This window comes from Paraburkholderia sp. EG286B, from assembly GCF_040965655.1.
Lineage (GTDB): Bacteria > Pseudomonadota > Gammaproteobacteria > Burkholderiales > Burkholderiaceae > Paraburkholderia.
Genome location: NZ_JBFRCF010000002.1, coordinates 452,170 through 467,822, shown reverse-complemented (window position 1 = coordinate 467,822; position 15,653 = coordinate 452,170). Strand labels below are relative to the sequence as shown.

The window sequence follows — 15,653 nt, the reverse complement described above, 5'->3', positions numbered from 1 at the left end:
CCAGCAGATCAGTTGCAGCCGTACGAAGTGCAGTAGTGGCTGTAGGCGTTGCCGCGTGAATCGGTGCCGTAGACCGACCGGTTGCCATTGCCATAGTTCTGGATCGTCTCGTTCCAGTGCTGCCCGTTCGCAGCAGCGCCGTTGATCTGCGTCGTGTTGCCGTACGTGTTCGACGTCTGATTCCACGAGTTGCCGGTCTGTGCGTTGTAGCCGTTGACCGTGGTCATGCTGCCCGTCCGGTTGACGGTGTACGAGTTGCCGCTCGAGTCATTGCACGTCTGCATGTTCGGGCCACCGAAGCAGTTTGCAAATGCCGAGCCGGAAACTGCAACGGCACCGCACAGAATTGCGACGTTAAGTATCGTTTTCATTGTGGTCTCCCCAAAAGGATGAGCAAACTTAGCAGGATTCAGGCAGAAAGCCTATCCGGCGCGCCGCCAGCGGCTTCCGCGTACCCGGGTCCTATCTCGGCCACGTCCACGCTTCCCGAGCCGTCCTGAGCCCATATCGTGACCGCGTCGGCGTGCGGCGCGAGATGATCCGGCGCGAGGTGGGCGTAGCGAAGCACGTTTTCGTATTTCGACCAGCCGCCCAGCTCCATCAGCCGTGGCAATGGCGTACCGCTCTGCACGTGCCACGACGCCCACGTGTGCCGCACATCGTGGAAGCGAAAATGCCCGATACCGGCGCGCTCCACTGCGCGATTCCACTGCCCGATATCCCACTTCAGCACCGGCTCGCCTTTCCGGGTGAACACGTAGGTATTGTGCTTGCCGAGCTGGCGGCGGATAACGTCGACCGCTTCGGCGTTCAGCGGCACGCCAATCGGCCGCCGCGCCTTGGCCTGATCGGCGTGGATCCACGCCCGGCGCTTTACGAGGTCGATCTGTGACCACTCGAGCCCGAGCAGATTGGCCTGCCGCAGGCCCGTCGCGAAACCCAGCATTGCCACGTCGCGCATCCAGTCGGTGCTGATGGCCTCGAGCAGGCGCTGCGCTTCTGCGCGCGTGATCCAGCGGATGCGTTTCACATTGCCCGGAATTGCCGGCAGGGTGGGCACGCGTTCGACCCACTCCCAATCCTTGAGGGCCGTGTTCAACATGACGCGGATCGTCGACAGGTACAGGTTTCTTGTCGCCTTCGAAATCGGCCTCGGCTCGCGCGTGCGCTGGTTGACCGTGGGCAGCGCCGTGAAGATCTCGTCGCGCGTGAGCGACTCGAGCTCTCGCCCGGCGAAGTGCCGGCGGAAGTGCCGGAGGTGGAGCACTTTGTTCGCATAGTCCGGTTCGCCCGCGCTCTCCTGCAGGAATCGCAGCGCCGCCTCGTCGAACGTGCGCGAGGGCCGCTCGCCGAACTTCGCAAATCGCCAGAGCTCGTGCTTTATCTTGTCGTGGAGCTCCTGCGCCTGCTTACGGTCGGTTGTGCCAGCAGTTTGTCTAATTCGTTTGCCGCCTGGCGTGCGGATATCGAGGTGCCAGGCATCGGAGCCTTGGCGCTTGTAGATGGGCAAGGCTTGTTCTCCTTTTCGGCGGGTGCCGGTTGGGGCGAATTCGTCGACGCGGTCGCTTCTCTCAGCTTGTCCGGCCACACGCGCCATACGCCGCCCACCTTGAAGAACCCGAGGCTGATGCGGTGCTCGTAGATGGTCCAGTACGATACGTGGAGCAGCTCGGCTGCCTCCTTCAGGGTGAGGGCGCGCTCCGTGATCGCGGGCACGCGAGGCGGGCTCTCGGGCACGGCAGCATCCTGCGCCTCCTGACTGCCGGCCATCGAGTCAACGGGTTCCCGTTCGAGTAACACAACGTGCACCGTCGAGTTCTGCTCAAGCGGTGCCCGTGTGCTCACTGTCGGCTCGGCGTTTGACTGCTCGTCACTCGCCGTCTTGCAGCGCTCCCGCTGAAATCGGGCAAGGACGTTAGCGGCGGCTCTGTAGTTGAGCGACTCAGTCTCATTGCCGCCACGTGCTGCGCGTCGCCGAAGGCGCTTCACCACGTCGTCGATCTCATCCATGCTGCGCCTTCCGCATCGTTGCACCTTCACTTGTTGGGGGATTCGCAGCGGTGCTGCGCCGTTTGCTTGTCGACGAGCTCCACTTCGTAATTCATGGCAGTCGCGATCAGCTCGAGCGCATCGAGCAGTCCGCTCTGCGACTTGCGGCTGAGCGCGACCGGTTCGTCGTTGCCGTCCTCGAGAATGCTGTTGTTGACGAGCCTCGCGATCGTTTCAATGGCCGACGCTGCGCGTCGCAGTGTGATGCAGGAGTGGTTCGTCAGCTCGATCGCGTGCGGATCCCAGTCGAGAATCGTCGCGACATCGGGGAAGGTTACGTCAGCCATGTTGCACCTCGTCGTCGAAAGGAACACCCCAGTGCTCGATCTCCTTCTCCGCATCCCATCCGTCGACGATCGGGGGCGTGCCCTCGAGCGTAAGCAGCAGGAATGCGCCGATTGTCTGTAGCAGGCCATCGCGCGCCAGCCCAGAGCAGGACGCCAGAGCGGCGAACAGTTCGCGCATCGGCTCAGCCGCGTGCATGCCGGCTTCGCCACACTCCTGCCACCGGCAGAGCAGTGAGACAGCGTGCTCGACACCGGCCGCCAGCGATTGGTTTGCTAGCGGCAACGGGCCTGCGTACGGCTGGCGCAACTCAGTTGCCTTCGCGATCGCTGCGCGCAGCTTGTACAGCGCGACGGCTTCGGGATCGGGCGAGCCCTCCAGCCAGCGACCGCGTGCGAGAACTGCTTCGGCGGCAAGCGCTGCGTCGACCAACTCGGGCAATGCGGCAATCACTTGTGCGTCGTCTTCCGCGTCGCACTCAGCGATCACGCGCTTTCCGGTAACGATCGACGGGTCGTCGACCAGGACGGTCGTTGCGGCGTGGCAACTCCATTCCGCCGCGCGCCACGGGCCCGGCGTGTGCTTGAGCTCAACCATGTTGCACCCCTGCGCGTGCGAGGCCAGCCAGCTGGCGGAGTGCTTCGCCTGCAACGTCGAGCGCGTCATAGACCGTCGGCGCCATTGCGGCTTCGCGCAGCGCGCGCATGCATATCACGCGAACGTGCCCGTTCGTCTCGAGTGGCTCGAGCACCGCCAGCAGATCGCGCGGCACTCTTTCGTGTGCGAGTCTCCCTGGCGGCAGCGGGGCATCGTCCCAGCGTACGGCAGCAGAGCCTTTCGGATACACCCTTACGGCCACGCCAACCCGGGTCGCACCCAAGTTGCGAACGCGGTCGCCTGCGTGAAGTGGGGGAATGAGAGTTTGCTCAGAACGAGCAGGTGCATTGCGAGCCATGGTATGGACTCCTGTGTTTTGCAGGGGCCTACCCATTCGTTTCCAGACGAGGTGGGCAGGCACGTGGCGGGGCTGGAAAACCGGAACACAGGTACCGGCAGGCGCGAACGCCTCCCCACCACGGCCCGCCCATAAACTGGGCGCGCAATGATACTACGGACGAAAAAATACCGCCTTGTGGCGGTTCGTCCGCCTGTGTTCGTTCGGGTTTCCAGGCCCGGTCGCTGTTGTCTCAGCGACGATTACAGAATAGGGCCGCATAGTTCAGAGGTCAAGCGAAACGCGTTATTTTCTGCGGCTTGTGGCCCGCTACCGTACGCGAGAAGCATCGTGCTAGCCCGTAAGCATTTTCGGCAATAATGGACGGTCCCCACATAGTGACCGACTGCAAAATGATTTTCCGCTCGAAAGAAAAGAACGCAGGTCCCGCAACCGCAAAAGCACGGCGACATGCAATCGAAGCCAGTGGACCGGATGAGCAAATTGACGGCGCCGGGGCCGCGAAACAGGGCAAGCCAAAGCTTCTCCTTTTGGACCTCGATTCCGACGTTGTCAACGCGGTCGCATCGAAGTGGGCCGATATCGTCGTCGGCACGCTCGGACGTCCGTACGAAGTCGAGAAGGCATCCGGCTATGCACCCGTAATCAATCACGAGTTTCTGTCAGGACACAGTGAGTCCGACATTGTTATTGCGGACTTCGCATTCGGGAAATTTGCGCAGGGGCCGGACGGTGAAAAGCATGCGCCAAACGAGGAAGCCGACGTCTGGGTAAAGAGAGATCTGGGTTACATCGACAATCGGGGGCTTACGGGACTTCGCGAGCAGCAGACATTTAACAGAATCCTCAGGCAAGGAGGGCTTATCGTTATATTCGCGGACTACGCTCAACAACACGAAGCCACAATGGCGTCGATTGCCTACGCAAATAATCTGAGGCCAGGACCACAGGTCAATCTCAGTGTTTGGAACCTGGCCCACCCGCTCGAAAATTTAGGCGTTTTCGACGATCGCGGCTCCGTGATGACCGCGGAGGGGCAGTCCAGCCTTGGAAGATTGATCGGGCGGCACCTGCCGGGCAGTGAATTTACCTGCACGCTCAAGGTACGGGGGCAAGGCGACGAATGGGAAGCTTTGGCGGTCAACAAGTTTGGCGAATGCGTTGCGGCGTCCCTGGAAAAGGAAGGGCGACTTGTCGCTCTGGTCGTGCCGCAGCTAGCAGACAAAGCAGGGTTTGTTGATGAGCTTCTGACCAGTGTGCTGCCGGAGTATCTGCCGAACCTGTTTCCAGGCATAACGACCGGCGCGTGGACGCACCAGCCCGAATACGAGCTCCGTCGAGTTGCCGAGCTGCGTCGTGAGAAGACGCGTATAGAAGAGGAGGCGCGTGCCGCTATTGCTGCGCTGGATGATCAGGTCGCGGCGGAGCAAGCGGCAAACGGATGGATTCACGACCTCCTTACCGCGACAGGCGACGAGCTCGTGAACGCGGTGAAGCGGACATTAGCTGAGATAGGGTTCACCGCCGTCGTGGACGTCGACGAGCTCCGCGACAAAGCCGGGCAGAGTAGGCGTGAGGATCTGCGCATCGAAGATCGTAACCCGGTGCTCGTAGTCGATATCAAGGGTATCGGCGGTCGCCCAAGCGATGAAGATGCCACGCAGGCAGACAAGCACGCCCTCATTTGCGCCAGGGAATCAAAAAATCCTGAAGTTCAGGGATTGTCGATCATCAATCACGAGCGGTATATGCCACCACTCGAGCGCGACAACGCCATGCCGTTCCGCACGGAACTGCTCACGATCGCGGACGAAACTGGGCTCGGCCTGATGACATCGTTCGACCTGTATCGAATCATCGTCAACATGCGTCGCTGGAATTGGACTTCGAGCGACGTTATGCCTCTGCTGTATGCGAGCAAGCGTATCGGCGTTGTGCCGGCCCACTACGAGTACATCGGCACCGTCGCCCACGTCTGGAAAAATGCGTTTGGTGTCGTCATTGAGAGCGGTACGGTCAATGTTGGCGACACGCTTGCCATCGAAGGGCCAATCTACTTCGAGGAGGTGTCCGTGCCGTCGATCCGCGTCAATAACGCGGAGGTCCAATCCGCGACGGCCGATGATCAAGCCGGCTTCCCGCGCACCGAAGGCGGAGCAAAGCTCCGCGAGGGAATGCGGGTGTACGCGGTGCGTCGCGATCGCGGCCCATCGACGACGTAGATGTAAACACTCAATCTGCTAACTGGTGCCGTCAGAAAACGACCTTGACGGCGCCCCACTACCGTCCCTGCGCAGGCCGCGCGTGCCGCCCAGCCGCGTTCCATACCATGTCGAACAGCGGGCCGTAGATATCGGAAGAGGACGCGACAAACGACTCCACGAAAAGCTCGGGCAGGTAGAGGTTCGTGTGGTATGCGGGCACCACTGCCGGGCCGCCGTGGATTGCCGTCAGCATGGAGTTGCCCCCTTCCAGAGGTGCTCCCCCGATGTCAACGAAAGAGAGCATCACGAACGCGGGGCCTTCAACTCCAAGCTTTGTGTGAGCTTCGATGAGTGCCTCGTGATGGTGTTCCTTCACGAGTGCATTTTCGAATTCTCCAACCCACGCCACTGGTGAGTGGCTTCCTTGCACGGGCATTGCCGTCTCGATGCTCCCGTTCCTGAAAAGCTGCGTATAGGAGAACGTCTCGTCAACCGCCGAGATGCTCATGGCCCCGTCCAGATTGATGCGAGAGCCCCAGACACCCGAAGCCAAAGGCGGTCGCAGGTATTGCGCCACACCGTGCAGATTGCCGATAGAAAAATTCATTGATCCAAGGATGGAAGCCATTGGAACAATCTGCAGCACCCCAACAGCTCCCTTCCGCAGAGGCGCCGATAGCGGCCGTTGACGCAGTCCGGCGATGCGCTCTTCCCGAAACTCGCGCACCTTCTCGCTCGCCGTTGCACTTTGAAGAAAAGCGCTGCGTAGTGTCGTGATGTCCATCGGATCGATGCCGGTCGAGGTTCGAGAATAGAAAACACCGTTTTTGCGTACGCGGTGCGGCGCCTGAAAACTCGGCGGAGTGCGCACAACGATAATATGGCCGCCATCCGGCACGTCGATAGCCACGAGGTGCAGGCCGGGAATCTTGGGCTCGATGAGGTCGGTCAGCGCGGACTGCAGCGTGAGTAGCGCCTCGTCTTTGTCCTCGAGCTTAATCGGCTTGAACTGGGTGATGACACCGCCTTGCTCATCCGCACCCAGGATCAAGTCGCCGCCTCGTGTGTTAGCGAAAGCAACGACGTCTGCAGCCAGGTTTGTGCGCGCGTCCCTGTCGAACGGGAAGTCGCGCTTGTAGTCGAGCGTGTGCGATTCGGGGATCTGGTTGTCTTTGAGCGCCTGAAGGTCGGCGAAGGTTACGACTCGCAGGTCGGCTTTACTGAGCATCGGTCGGTTCCATGGTGGAGAGGACTCGGCGCGATATTACAGCACGGCTGAATTCGCGCAGCCGGCGACGAATTTCCCGTGCCGTACAATTAGTGCTCCATCACGTCATCGGAGATACCCGTGAAGATGTCGAACGCCGAGAAGCTGATCACAATCATGCTTTGCGAGATTCAGGAACACCTCAAGATGAACGGGGAGGTCGATGCCGCGTTCGTGAAGGACGCGATACTCGACGACCATCTTTGGGGGATCGAATGGCAATATCCGGGGCTCTTCGGGGATGGCGGCAGAGAACCTACCCCGCCCGAAGTCTCATTTGTCGCGGACGTGCTCGATATGTGGACGTTCGTCGAACGGGGCTACGCAAATCTGGCCGCCGGTGGCAAGGCTCGCGTGGATGCCGAAGCAGCGCCATTTGCGCCGCCGAGGTTTGAGGGTTTCGACGGAAATAACGAGACAGAGTACATGTCGATTGCCCGTTTCCTCGTCGAAAAGCTCGATCGCTTTACGAATTTCAAGGGACGTGCGTTTAACTCGCATATGCCCAGCATCGGGCGTCACAGGCAGATGCTCGAAATCTTCGATGGCATCCGGGCCGACCTCGGCCCCGCGGACCTGTCTGCCGACCAGCTGATCAGCATCCTTACCCGCAGGGGCGCCTGATTACTTCTGCGTTTCGCTCTGGACATCGGCGCCGATGGGCACCTGAATGCTTTGTTGGTATTTCTGTTGGTATGGCTGGGCGAGGTGTCTGGCCAATGCCGGCTGCAAAAGGCTAATAGGCCGATATTCGAGTCCGGTCCCCGCACCAGATGTTGTTCCAGTGAATTGCACTGGATTCCGAGAACCCGCGATGGCTTGACGCTTCGCGGGTTTTTTATTGGCATGGCTAAATCCGTGCGGGGGCGCACGAAGAGATCTGGCTACGGCGAAGGGAAAAACAGGAGAGGGCGGGAAAAACCCGCAGCAGCCGCGCAGAATGGCGGCGCGAGGATCGGCCGGGCGCTGCGCCGCAACAAGGCGCTTGCGCACTCAACGATTACCGATCTTCCCCGTCAGCGGATTGATCAGCCTTGCGAATCCGAACAATGCCGCGATGCCAAACGGGCAAGCGATGAAGAATGCGGTCAACATGTGACTCGGCCCTAAACGTAACAAAATGTATCGTCAGTTTAGCGCTGTCATGCGTTTTGAGTATCAGGGTGAACGACAACAAACTATTGCGCTATCGCGAGCAATTTCGTCTGCAACAGCGCGCTAACGGGCTGCAACGCCCGTTTGGCGCGGATGAGCGAGAAGACAGTGCGGCCCCCATCAGATGCAGTCGAAGATGACTTCTACTGTCTGGGACGTCACGCCGCGCAGGCCTTCGCTGTGGATCTCGACCGTGTGCAACTGCTTCTTCTGTTTCTCGCAGTAGTCTTCGGCTTCGCTGAGCCCGGCTGCGCGCACGTGGTTCCACGAAACCAGATCCCAGCGCGCGCGGCTCGTGACGGTGAGATGGCCATCCTGTCTCGAATTGACGGCCGTCACCGATGTGCACGCCGCCAGCATGCTGACTCCAAACAACAGGATGCAACCTTTCATAGATTCTCCGTGGTCCGCGAGCATTCTCGCCGCCAACCCGGGACATTGGCAACCCGCGTCGGTGCGCCTTGGCGCTGGCGTCGTCGCGCGGGAGCGATCGAGCCGCACCAGCGCGGGTATCGATTTCGGGGAGTGTGGCGGCGAACTTCGCCCACCTGGCGGCCACGGGCGAGCCGGTTTCCAGCAGGCAGCGCGTGAATTTACCGGTACAGGCGCCCGGGGCGACGCCCGTGTGTGACGCGCGGCGAGGCGTTCACTTCTGGCGGGTAATCGGGGCGGCCGCGGCCAGGGTGGTCCGCGGCGGCGGGCGTGTAGCCGGTTCAGCCGGATGATGTACGGCGTTGCGGGTTCGTCACGAGCGCGCATCGGCGGTGGCGCCGCAAGCGACCCTGGGAGTACCACGCGCCGCGCCGTTGAACGGCGCCCGAACCGCGAAACGCGCCAGGGCGGTCGCGGCGCGCAGGGCGCTCAGTCGTGGGCGATCAGGTCGCCGACTTGACCCTGGCCCGAAACGAGACAGGAAGAGAGGAAGTTTTCGCTCTGAGCGCTCGCGCCGCGTTCGCCGAAACCGCGCACGAGTGCTTCGGCCTTGACGAGTGCGGAGCCCTGGGCACAGGTAAGCGAGCCAGCCTCGTGGGCCTGCACACGTGTCATGGCACGATTCGCGAGGAGGAGGGCGAGGACGATGACAACACCAACATTGAATGCCTGTCTCATGATTTCGTCTCCTTGTGCATTGAGACTATCTCAGCCGTTCGGCGTCCGAATCCAGGAGTTTCCCGGCGATGCACTGCAGCACATGTGGCGCGCAAAAACCCGCTTTCATGCGGTCTGCGTAATGCTTCGGCATCCTTCGCTTGCACCGCGCGCACCGCTGCGCCTTAAGCAGCGCGGCACGGTAAAAAAGCGCCGGTACGCAGGGCGGGGCGCTGCGTTGCAACAATGCCGCGCCGCGTCAGATTCGACGTCTGCTAACAAATGTAGCCCCGTTGTGCGGCGAGCCCGACGTGGCACATCGACACGGTGTGTTTTTGCACAACGCGCCGCGTCGCCACGACGCCGATCCGGGTGGACTCAACGTGTCTTGAAATGCGATAGAGCTTCCTGCAAGATCGACGTCCGATCCCTTTTTTCTGTGCGAGGTGAACCCATGCAGTTGATCGGCATGATGGACTCCCCCTATGTGCGTCGCGTCGCGATTTCGCTCCATGTGCTCGGGCTCGAGTTCGAGCACCGCAGCATTTCGGTATTTCGGCAGTACGACGAATTTGCCCAGATCAATCCCGTCGTGAAGGCGCCGACCTTCATCGACGACGACGGCACCCAGTTGATCGACTCGACGCTGATCCTCGACTACCTGGACCGCAAAGTGCCCGCCGCGCGGCGGCTGATGCCGGAGGAGACGCAGGAGCGGACTTTCGCGCTGCGCGTGAACGGCTTCGCGCTCGCGGCCATGGAAAAGACGGTGCAGCAGGTCTATGAGCGCCAGCTGCGCCCCGCCGAGCGCCAGCACGAGCCGTGGTTCGAGCGCGTGAACGCCCAGATGCATGCCGCCTGGGCTGTGCTCGACCAGCTCGTCGCGGGCCGCGACGGCTGGCTGTGCGCGGGCCGCATCACGCAGGCCGACATCACCGCGGCCGTTGCGTGGCGTTTCAACCAGTACATGCTGCCTGGCTGCGCTGATCCCGCCCGATATCCGGCGATCGCCGCGCTTTCTGCGCGCGCCGAGACGCTGCCGGAATTCGTCGCGACGCCCCTCGACTGAAGCGCGTCCGCGCGGCCAGCATTCGTGCAAAGCACCGTGTGGCGCGGCCGCGCGCGATGCCCGGCGGGCACGGCGGGCGCGCCGCCGCGCCCTCTGCCTCCGCATCCGGGTCGATTGTTTGCAATTTTCGACAAGTGACTTCGCGGGCGGCCCATTTATCCGCGCACGCTGCATTCCTAGAATGACAACCATCGAATGACCTTGCGTCAGGAGGACGCGGGGCATGCAGCGGGAGCGGTCATGAAATCCTTTATCGAACGACAGTTATATCAGCCAGCATTGGTCCTGCCGATGGTGGACCTGATGCAGCTGATGGTGTCGCACGACTTCAACATGGGGCAAGTCGGACTGATGATGGCGACGCGCGGCGCGCGCGCCGCATTCCTGCGCTCGCGCGAACTTTGGAACGCGGGCCACGGAGAATGTGCGGCCACCGATTGCGTGCACTGATGGCACGCACTGAGTTTCCCCAAAACCTTAACGACTGAATTGCCCATCACACCGAACGCCTGACGCAAGCGCGCCGTGCGTTCGACGATCCCCCTGACGCGCAGCGGCTTCGCCCGTTTGCTGTTGTAGCGTCACCCTGTGAGCCGCCTCGACGTGCGAGGCGGCTCTTTTTTTGCGCGCTCGTTTCCCTCCGCAATACACACCGATGCGTACCCGATTCGCAGCATCACGCTGCGCGCGGTGGCCATTTGTCGCGCGTAAGATGGCGCGATCGGCCGCCTTTCGCGACTCGCGGCTCAACTCGCGTCAACGGCAAAGGAGAGCGGCATGGCACAACGTTTCGATGCGATCGTGATCGGCACGGGGCAGAGCGGCCCGCCTCTCGCGGTGCGGCTCGGCAAGAGCGGCCGCAAGACCGCGGTGATCGAGCGCGCGTCATTCGGCGGGACCTGCGTGAACGTGGGCTGCACGCCGACCAAGGCGTATGTCGCCTGCGCGCGTGCCGCGCACGTCGCGCGCCATGCGGCGGACTTCGGCGTGCAGATCGGCAAGGGCGCGCAGCCGGGCGACGTGCGCGTCGATCTCGCGTTCGTGAAGGCGCGCAAGGAGCGCATCATCGGGGCGTCGCGCGATGGCGTCGAGCAGTGGCTGCGCCACGCGCCGAACGTCAGCGTATTCAAGGGGCACGCGCGCTTCACGGGCGCACACACGGTGCGCGTGGCGGCGCACGACGGCGCGCAGGTCGATCTCGAAGCGCCCGAGATCTTCATCAACACGGGCACGCGCGCGCTGATTCCTGCCATTCCCGGCGTCGAGACGATCCGCTACGAGACCAACTCGACGCTGCTCGCGCTGGAGCAGCTGCCCGAGCATCTGGCGATCTGCGGCGGCAGCTACGTGGCGCTCGAATTCGCGCAGATGTTCCGCCGCTTCGGCAGCCGCGTGACGGTGCTCGTGCGCGGGCAGCGCGTGCTCGCGCGCGAGGACGCGGATTATTCGCGCGCGGTCCAGGACGTGCTCGCGCGCGAAGGCGTGGAATTTCGCTTTGGCGCAGAGCCGCGCAGCGTCGCGCCGCTCGATGGCCAGGCGGGCGTACGCATCGCGCTCGACACCGGCCCGCTCGATGTTTCGCATCTGCTCTTTGCGACCGGGCGCCTGCCGAACACGGACGATCTGGGGCTGGACGCCGCGGGTATCGAGCGCGACGCCCACGGGCTCATCGCCGTGGACGGCCAGTTGCGCACGCGCGTCGAGGGCGTCTGGGCGCTCGGCGACGTGAATGGCCGCGGCGCGTTCACGCACACTTCATACGACGACTTTCAGATCGTCGCGGCGAATCTGCTGGACGGGAAGGCGCGCAGCGCCGACACCCGCATTCCCGCCTACGCGGTGTTCGTCGATCCGCCGCTCGCGCGCGTCGGCATGAGCGAGCGCGAGGTGCGCGAGCGCGCCAAACCCGCGCTCATCGCCACCATGCCGATGTCGCGTGTGGGCCGCGCGCGCGAACGCGGCGAGACGGACGGCTTCATGAAGGCGCTGGTGGACCCGCAGACGCAACGGATTCTCGGCGCGGCGATTTTCGGCATCGAGGGCGACGAGGCGATCCATACGTTCATCGACACGATGACGGCCGACGCGCCGTATACGACGCTGCAATACGCGATGCACATCCACCCGACCGTGAGCGAGCTGGTGCCGACCTTGCTCGACGGCTTGAAACCTCTCGAATGAGCGCATTGGCATGAACGAACCGGACACCGCCGCATTCAGCAATCTCTTCGCAGGCATCGACAGCGACGCCAATGAGGAGCGCTTCGATACGCTCGTTTCTCGCGACGGCGTGCTCATCGAGCGCATCGTCTCCACGGGCCAGGCGAGCCCGCCGGGTTTCTGGTACGACGACGCGCGCGAGGAATGGGTGGCGCTTCTCGCCGGCGCGGCGACGCTGGAATTCGAGGACCCGGCAGAGCCGCCGCGACGCCTGCTGCCCGGCGACTGTGTGCACATTCCGGCGCACTGCCGGCATCGCGTGTCGTGGACCGATCCGACGGTGCCGAGCGTGTGGCTCGCGGTGTATATCGGCGCAGCGCCTGGGGAAGGCGACGGCGAGGCGTGAGCGCGGCGATAATCGGCAGTATTCAACCGAAGCGCAACGTCATGTCCGCGAAACATCCGCTACCTCCGCTACGTATCGCCCTGGTGTCCGACACGCACAATCTGCTGCGTCCGGAGCTGCTCGCCTTCGTCGAGGGCGCGGACGCCATCGTGCATGCGGGCGACATCTGCGATCAGCGCGTGCTCGACACGCTCGCCGCCATCGCGCCGCTCACCGCCGTGCGCGGCAACAACGATCATGGCGCGTGGGCCGAGGCGTTGCCGGTGCAGACCACCGTCGCGCTGGGTGGGGTCCGGCTTGCCGTGATCCACGAACTGCCCGACCTGCAGGGGGATCCCGCCGCCGATGGCATTGCCGTGGTCGTGAGCGGCCATTCGCACAAGCCCGCGCTCGAAACGCGCGAGGGCGTGCTGTACGCGAACCCCGGCAGCGCCGGACCGCGCCGCTTCAAACTGCCGATCTCGGCGGCGATGCTGACTGTCGGCCGCGACGGCGCATTGGACGTGGAGCACGTCAAGCTCGTCGAATAGCCCCAAGCGGGCGCACAAGAAAAAAGGCCAGCACGAAGCTGGCCTTTTTGCGTTTCAGTGGTGCCGTATCAGGCACGCACGGCGTTGGCGACGGCGTATTCCTCGTCGAGTTCGCGCGCGAGACGCACGCCGCGCAGTACCGCGTGCGCTTCCGCCTTGGTGCTCACGCTCGGCGCCGAGCCCGGCAGCGGGCGGCGCGCTGTTTCATGCAGCGCCAGCACCGAGACGATGCCGATCACGGCCGCGCCCATCAGGTAGTACGCGGGCATCATGAGGTTCTGCGTGTGCTCGACGAGCCATGCCGCCACGAGCGGCGTGGTCCCGCCGAACAGCGACACCGATACGTTGAAGCCGATGGCGAGCGCGCCATAGCGGATCGCGGTCGGGAACAGCGCCGGCAGCGCCGAGGGCATCACGCCCGTGAAGCACGAGAGCAGCGCGCCGAGAATCAGGAGACCAAAGAACACCGGCACGAGCGCGCCCGTCTGGATCAGCGTGAGCGACGGGATCGACAGCAGGATCAGGCCCACGCAGCCCGCGAGCATCACGGGCTTGCGGCCCACGGCGTCGGACAGGCGGCCGAACGCGAGCGTCATCGGCATCATCAGCACCATCACGATCAGCACGAGGAAGAGGCCGTGCGTCTCGTTGAAGTGCAGCGTCGCCGAGAGGTAGCTCGGCAGATACGAGAGCGCCATGTAGTCGGTCACGTTGAAGATCAGCACGAGACCCACGCACAGCAGGAACGGGCGCAGATGCTGCGTGAGGAGCGAATGCAGCGTGAGCTTCGGGCGCGTGTGCTCTTCGGCTTCGCGCAGTTCCGCTTCGCGCTTGAACGCGGGCGTTTCCTCGAGCTTCATGCGGATATAGAGACCCACGAGGCCGAGCGGGCCCGCGATCATGAACGGCACGCGCCAGCCCCAGTCGAGCAGCTGCTGGTGCGAAAGCACGGCGGTCAGCACGGCAACGGTGCCCGCGCCGAACACATAGCCGATCAGCGTGCCGAACTCGAGGAAGCTGCCCATGAAGCCGCGGCGCTTGTCGGTGGCGAATTCGGCGATGAAGGTCGCCGCGCCGCCGTATTCGCCGCCGGTCGAGAAGCCCTGAACCAGACGCGCGACGAGCAGCAGCGCCGGCGCGGCAATGCCGATCGACTTGTACGAGGGAATCAGGCCGATGGCGAAGGTGCCGCAGGCCATCAGGATCATCGTCATCGCGAGCACGCGCTGGCGACCGATGCGGTCGCCGAGCGGCCCGAACACCATCCCGCCGATCGGGCGCACGAGGAACGCGGCCGCGAACGTGCCGAACGTGGCGATGAGCTGCGCCGAAGGGCTGCTCGACGGGAAGAACACCTGGCCGAGCGTGACGGCGATGTAGCTGTACACGCCGAAGTCGAACCATTCCATGGCATTGCCGAGCGCCATGGCGCCGACGGCGCGTTTGAGGAGGCTTTTATCGACGATCGTGATGTCGTCGAGGGTGAGGTCGGTCTGGGCCGACGCGCCGGAAGTGGAAGCGGTCAAGGTCTGCATCTCCAATGACTGCGACGAACCCACGTGGGCCCGCCACGGTTGCCGGAGAGTACCGTTTCGCGATAGCGGCGACATTTCGCGCACGGCACGCCACGTTGCGTCAGAGACGAGGGCGGGCCGATGGTGCATCGCACAAGGCGAGCGGCGCACGAAAGCAATGCTGAAGTGTCGCGAAACGACACTCGGACAAATTGTGGTTAACGTTGCGCCTGCGTGGCCGTGGATGGGGGGCAGGTCGCATGAGGACGCTGGACCGGCATGGGGTGCCTGGGGTTGCCTGGTCAAAGCGCCGCTGAAACGAAAAAGAAGCCCGCGTCGCGGAGCGTTCCTTTTGTCATATGCGCATTCGGGATACTGGCGTTTTGGGGTGCCGTTCCAAATGCAGTTGATGGCTAATGCCTGTTGAACGAGGCCACATGTTAGCACGATAACGGAAGATCGCGCAAACCCCGGCATCTGCGGGGATTCGGGGCGCGGGCTGGAAGCCCCATGGGGCGGGGGATTGCGCCGTTTCGATGGAACCGTTTCCGCGGCCCGGAAAGCCATGAAGCGCATAAAAAAACCGCGCCGGGGGCGCGGTTTTTGCAGGGCAATCTGCTCTGTTTGTGCGCCTCAGGGACAGATCCCGGCACGCAGCGGAAGGCGTTAGCCTTCGGTCGGCGGCACGTAGCCCGAAGCCTGGTCGGCGCCTTCGCCGAAGAAGAACTTCTCGGTCTGCTTCATCAGGTACTGGCGCGCGCGCGGATCGGCCATGTTCAGGCGGTTTTCGTTGATGAGCATGGTCTGCTGCTTGAGCCACTGCTGCCATGCTTCTTTCGAGACGTTTTCGTAGATGCGCTTGCCGAGCTCGCCCGGCAGCGGCGGAAAGTCGAGGCCTTCGGCTTCCTTGCCGAGCTTCGCGCATTGGATCATACGGGCCATGCTGTGCTTCTCCTGTAGTCGTATGTGT

Annotated in this window: 17 protein-coding genes; 7 read left to right on the top strand and 10 right to left on the bottom strand. The window is 63.2% G+C overall.

Annotated elements, in window-relative coordinates; genetic code table 11:
* Positions 1-8: 8 nt before the first annotated feature.
* Genes AB4Y42_RS05470 through AB4Y42_RS05450 form a run of 5 tightly spaced genes read right to left on the bottom strand, consistent with a single transcriptional unit; the run spans position 9 to position 3,000 of the window.
* Positions 9-371, bottom strand: a complete 363-nt coding sequence (locus AB4Y42_RS05470; RefSeq protein ID WP_368693578.1) for a hypothetical protein — start codon at positions 369-371, stop codon at positions 9-11.
* 38 nt (positions 372-409) lie between these two features.
* On the bottom strand, positions 410-1,465 hold the full coding sequence (locus AB4Y42_RS05465) for a tyrosine-type recombinase/integrase (RefSeq protein ID WP_368693660.1): 1,056 nt from the start codon (positions 1,463-1,465) through the stop codon (positions 410-412).
* On the bottom strand, positions 1,381-2,010 hold the full coding sequence (locus AB4Y42_RS05460; protein ID WP_368693577.1) for a helix-turn-helix domain-containing protein: 630 nt from the start codon (positions 2,008-2,010) through the stop codon (positions 1,381-1,383). Before AB4Y42_RS05460 ends, AB4Y42_RS05465 begins: the two co-directional genes overlap by 85 nt.
* A 26-nt stretch (positions 2,011-2,036) precedes the next feature.
* Complete coding sequence (locus AB4Y42_RS05455; protein WP_368693576.1) at positions 2,037-2,336, bottom strand: hypothetical protein; 300 nt, start codon at positions 2,334-2,336, stop codon at positions 2,037-2,039.
* The gene (locus AB4Y42_RS05450; protein WP_368693575.1) at positions 2,329-3,000 is read right to left on the bottom strand and encodes a hypothetical protein; all 672 of its coding nucleotides are present in this window, start codon (positions 2,998-3,000) and stop codon (positions 2,329-2,331) included. Before AB4Y42_RS05450 ends, AB4Y42_RS05455 begins: the two co-directional genes overlap by 8 nt.
* 681 nt (positions 3,001-3,681) lie before the next feature.
* Here AB4Y42_RS05450 and AB4Y42_RS05445 point away from each other — a divergent pair.
* Complete coding sequence (locus AB4Y42_RS05445; protein ID WP_368693574.1) at positions 3,682-5,511, top strand: hypothetical protein; 1,830 nt, start codon at positions 3,682-3,684, stop codon at positions 5,509-5,511.
* A gap of 58 nt (positions 5,512-5,569) precedes the next feature.
* Here the strand turns inward: AB4Y42_RS05445 and AB4Y42_RS05440 are convergent, their stop codons facing one another.
* Entirely contained in the window at positions 5,570-6,721 is a 1,152-nt protein-coding gene (locus AB4Y42_RS05440; RefSeq protein ID WP_368693573.1) for a helix-turn-helix domain-containing protein, read from the bottom strand.
* A 126-nt stretch (positions 6,722-6,847) separates the two neighbouring features.
* On the opposite strand from AB4Y42_RS05440, the gene AB4Y42_RS05435 reads away from it, so the two are divergent.
* A complete protein-coding gene (locus AB4Y42_RS05435; RefSeq protein WP_368693659.1) occupies positions 6,848-7,384 on the top strand; it encodes a YfbU family protein in 537 nt (178 codons plus the stop codon).
* A gap of 651 nt (positions 7,385-8,035) precedes the next feature.
* On the opposite strand, the gene AB4Y42_RS05430 is transcribed toward AB4Y42_RS05435, so the two are convergent.
* Positions 8,036-8,308: a hypothetical protein gene (locus AB4Y42_RS05430; RefSeq protein ID WP_028204216.1), complete on the bottom strand. Its 273-nt coding sequence runs from the start codon at positions 8,306-8,308 to the stop codon at positions 8,036-8,038.
* Positions 8,309-8,776: 468 nt separating this feature from the next.
* Positions 8,777-9,025: a hypothetical protein gene (locus AB4Y42_RS05425; protein WP_042264780.1), complete on the bottom strand. Its 249-nt coding sequence runs from the start codon at positions 9,023-9,025 to the stop codon at positions 8,777-8,779.
* Positions 9,026-9,458: 433 nt separating this feature from the next.
* On the opposite strand from AB4Y42_RS05425, the gene AB4Y42_RS05420 reads away from it, so the two are divergent.
* The 5 genes from AB4Y42_RS05420 (at position 9,459) to AB4Y42_RS05400 (ending at position 13,169) form a co-directional block, all read left to right on the top strand.
* A complete protein-coding gene (locus AB4Y42_RS05420; protein ID WP_110388677.1) occupies positions 9,459-10,073 on the top strand; it encodes a glutathione S-transferase family protein in 615 nt (204 codons plus the stop codon).
* Positions 10,074-10,313: 240 nt separating this feature from the next.
* On the top strand, positions 10,314-10,523 hold the full coding sequence (locus AB4Y42_RS05415) for a hypothetical protein (RefSeq protein WP_133181516.1): 210 nt from the start codon (positions 10,314-10,316) through the stop codon (positions 10,521-10,523).
* Positions 10,524-10,850: 327 nt separating this feature from the next.
* On the top strand, positions 10,851-12,254 hold the full coding sequence (locus AB4Y42_RS05410; RefSeq protein WP_368693572.1) for an FAD-containing oxidoreductase: 1,404 nt from the start codon (positions 10,851-10,853) through the stop codon (positions 12,252-12,254).
* 10 nt (positions 12,255-12,264) lie between these two features.
* On the top strand, positions 12,265-12,639 hold the full coding sequence (locus AB4Y42_RS05405; protein WP_368693571.1) for a cupin domain-containing protein: 375 nt from the start codon (positions 12,265-12,267) through the stop codon (positions 12,637-12,639).
* Between the two features lie 41 nt (positions 12,640-12,680).
* On the top strand, positions 12,681-13,169 hold the full coding sequence (locus AB4Y42_RS05400) for a metallophosphoesterase family protein (RefSeq protein WP_368693570.1): 489 nt from the start codon (positions 12,681-12,683) through the stop codon (positions 13,167-13,169).
* 68 nt (positions 13,170-13,237) lie between these two features.
* Here AB4Y42_RS05400 and proP read toward each other — a convergent pair whose 3' ends face one another.
* Entirely contained in the window at positions 13,238-14,695 is a 1,458-nt protein-coding gene (proP, locus tag AB4Y42_RS05395; protein ID WP_368693569.1) for a glycine betaine/L-proline transporter ProP, read from the bottom strand.
* Positions 14,696-15,349: 654 nt separating this feature from the next.
* A complete protein-coding gene (locus tag AB4Y42_RS05390) occupies positions 15,350-15,625 on the bottom strand; it encodes an oxidative damage protection protein (protein WP_028204208.1) in 276 nt (91 codons plus the stop codon).
* Positions 15,626-15,653 lie beyond the last annotated feature (28 nt).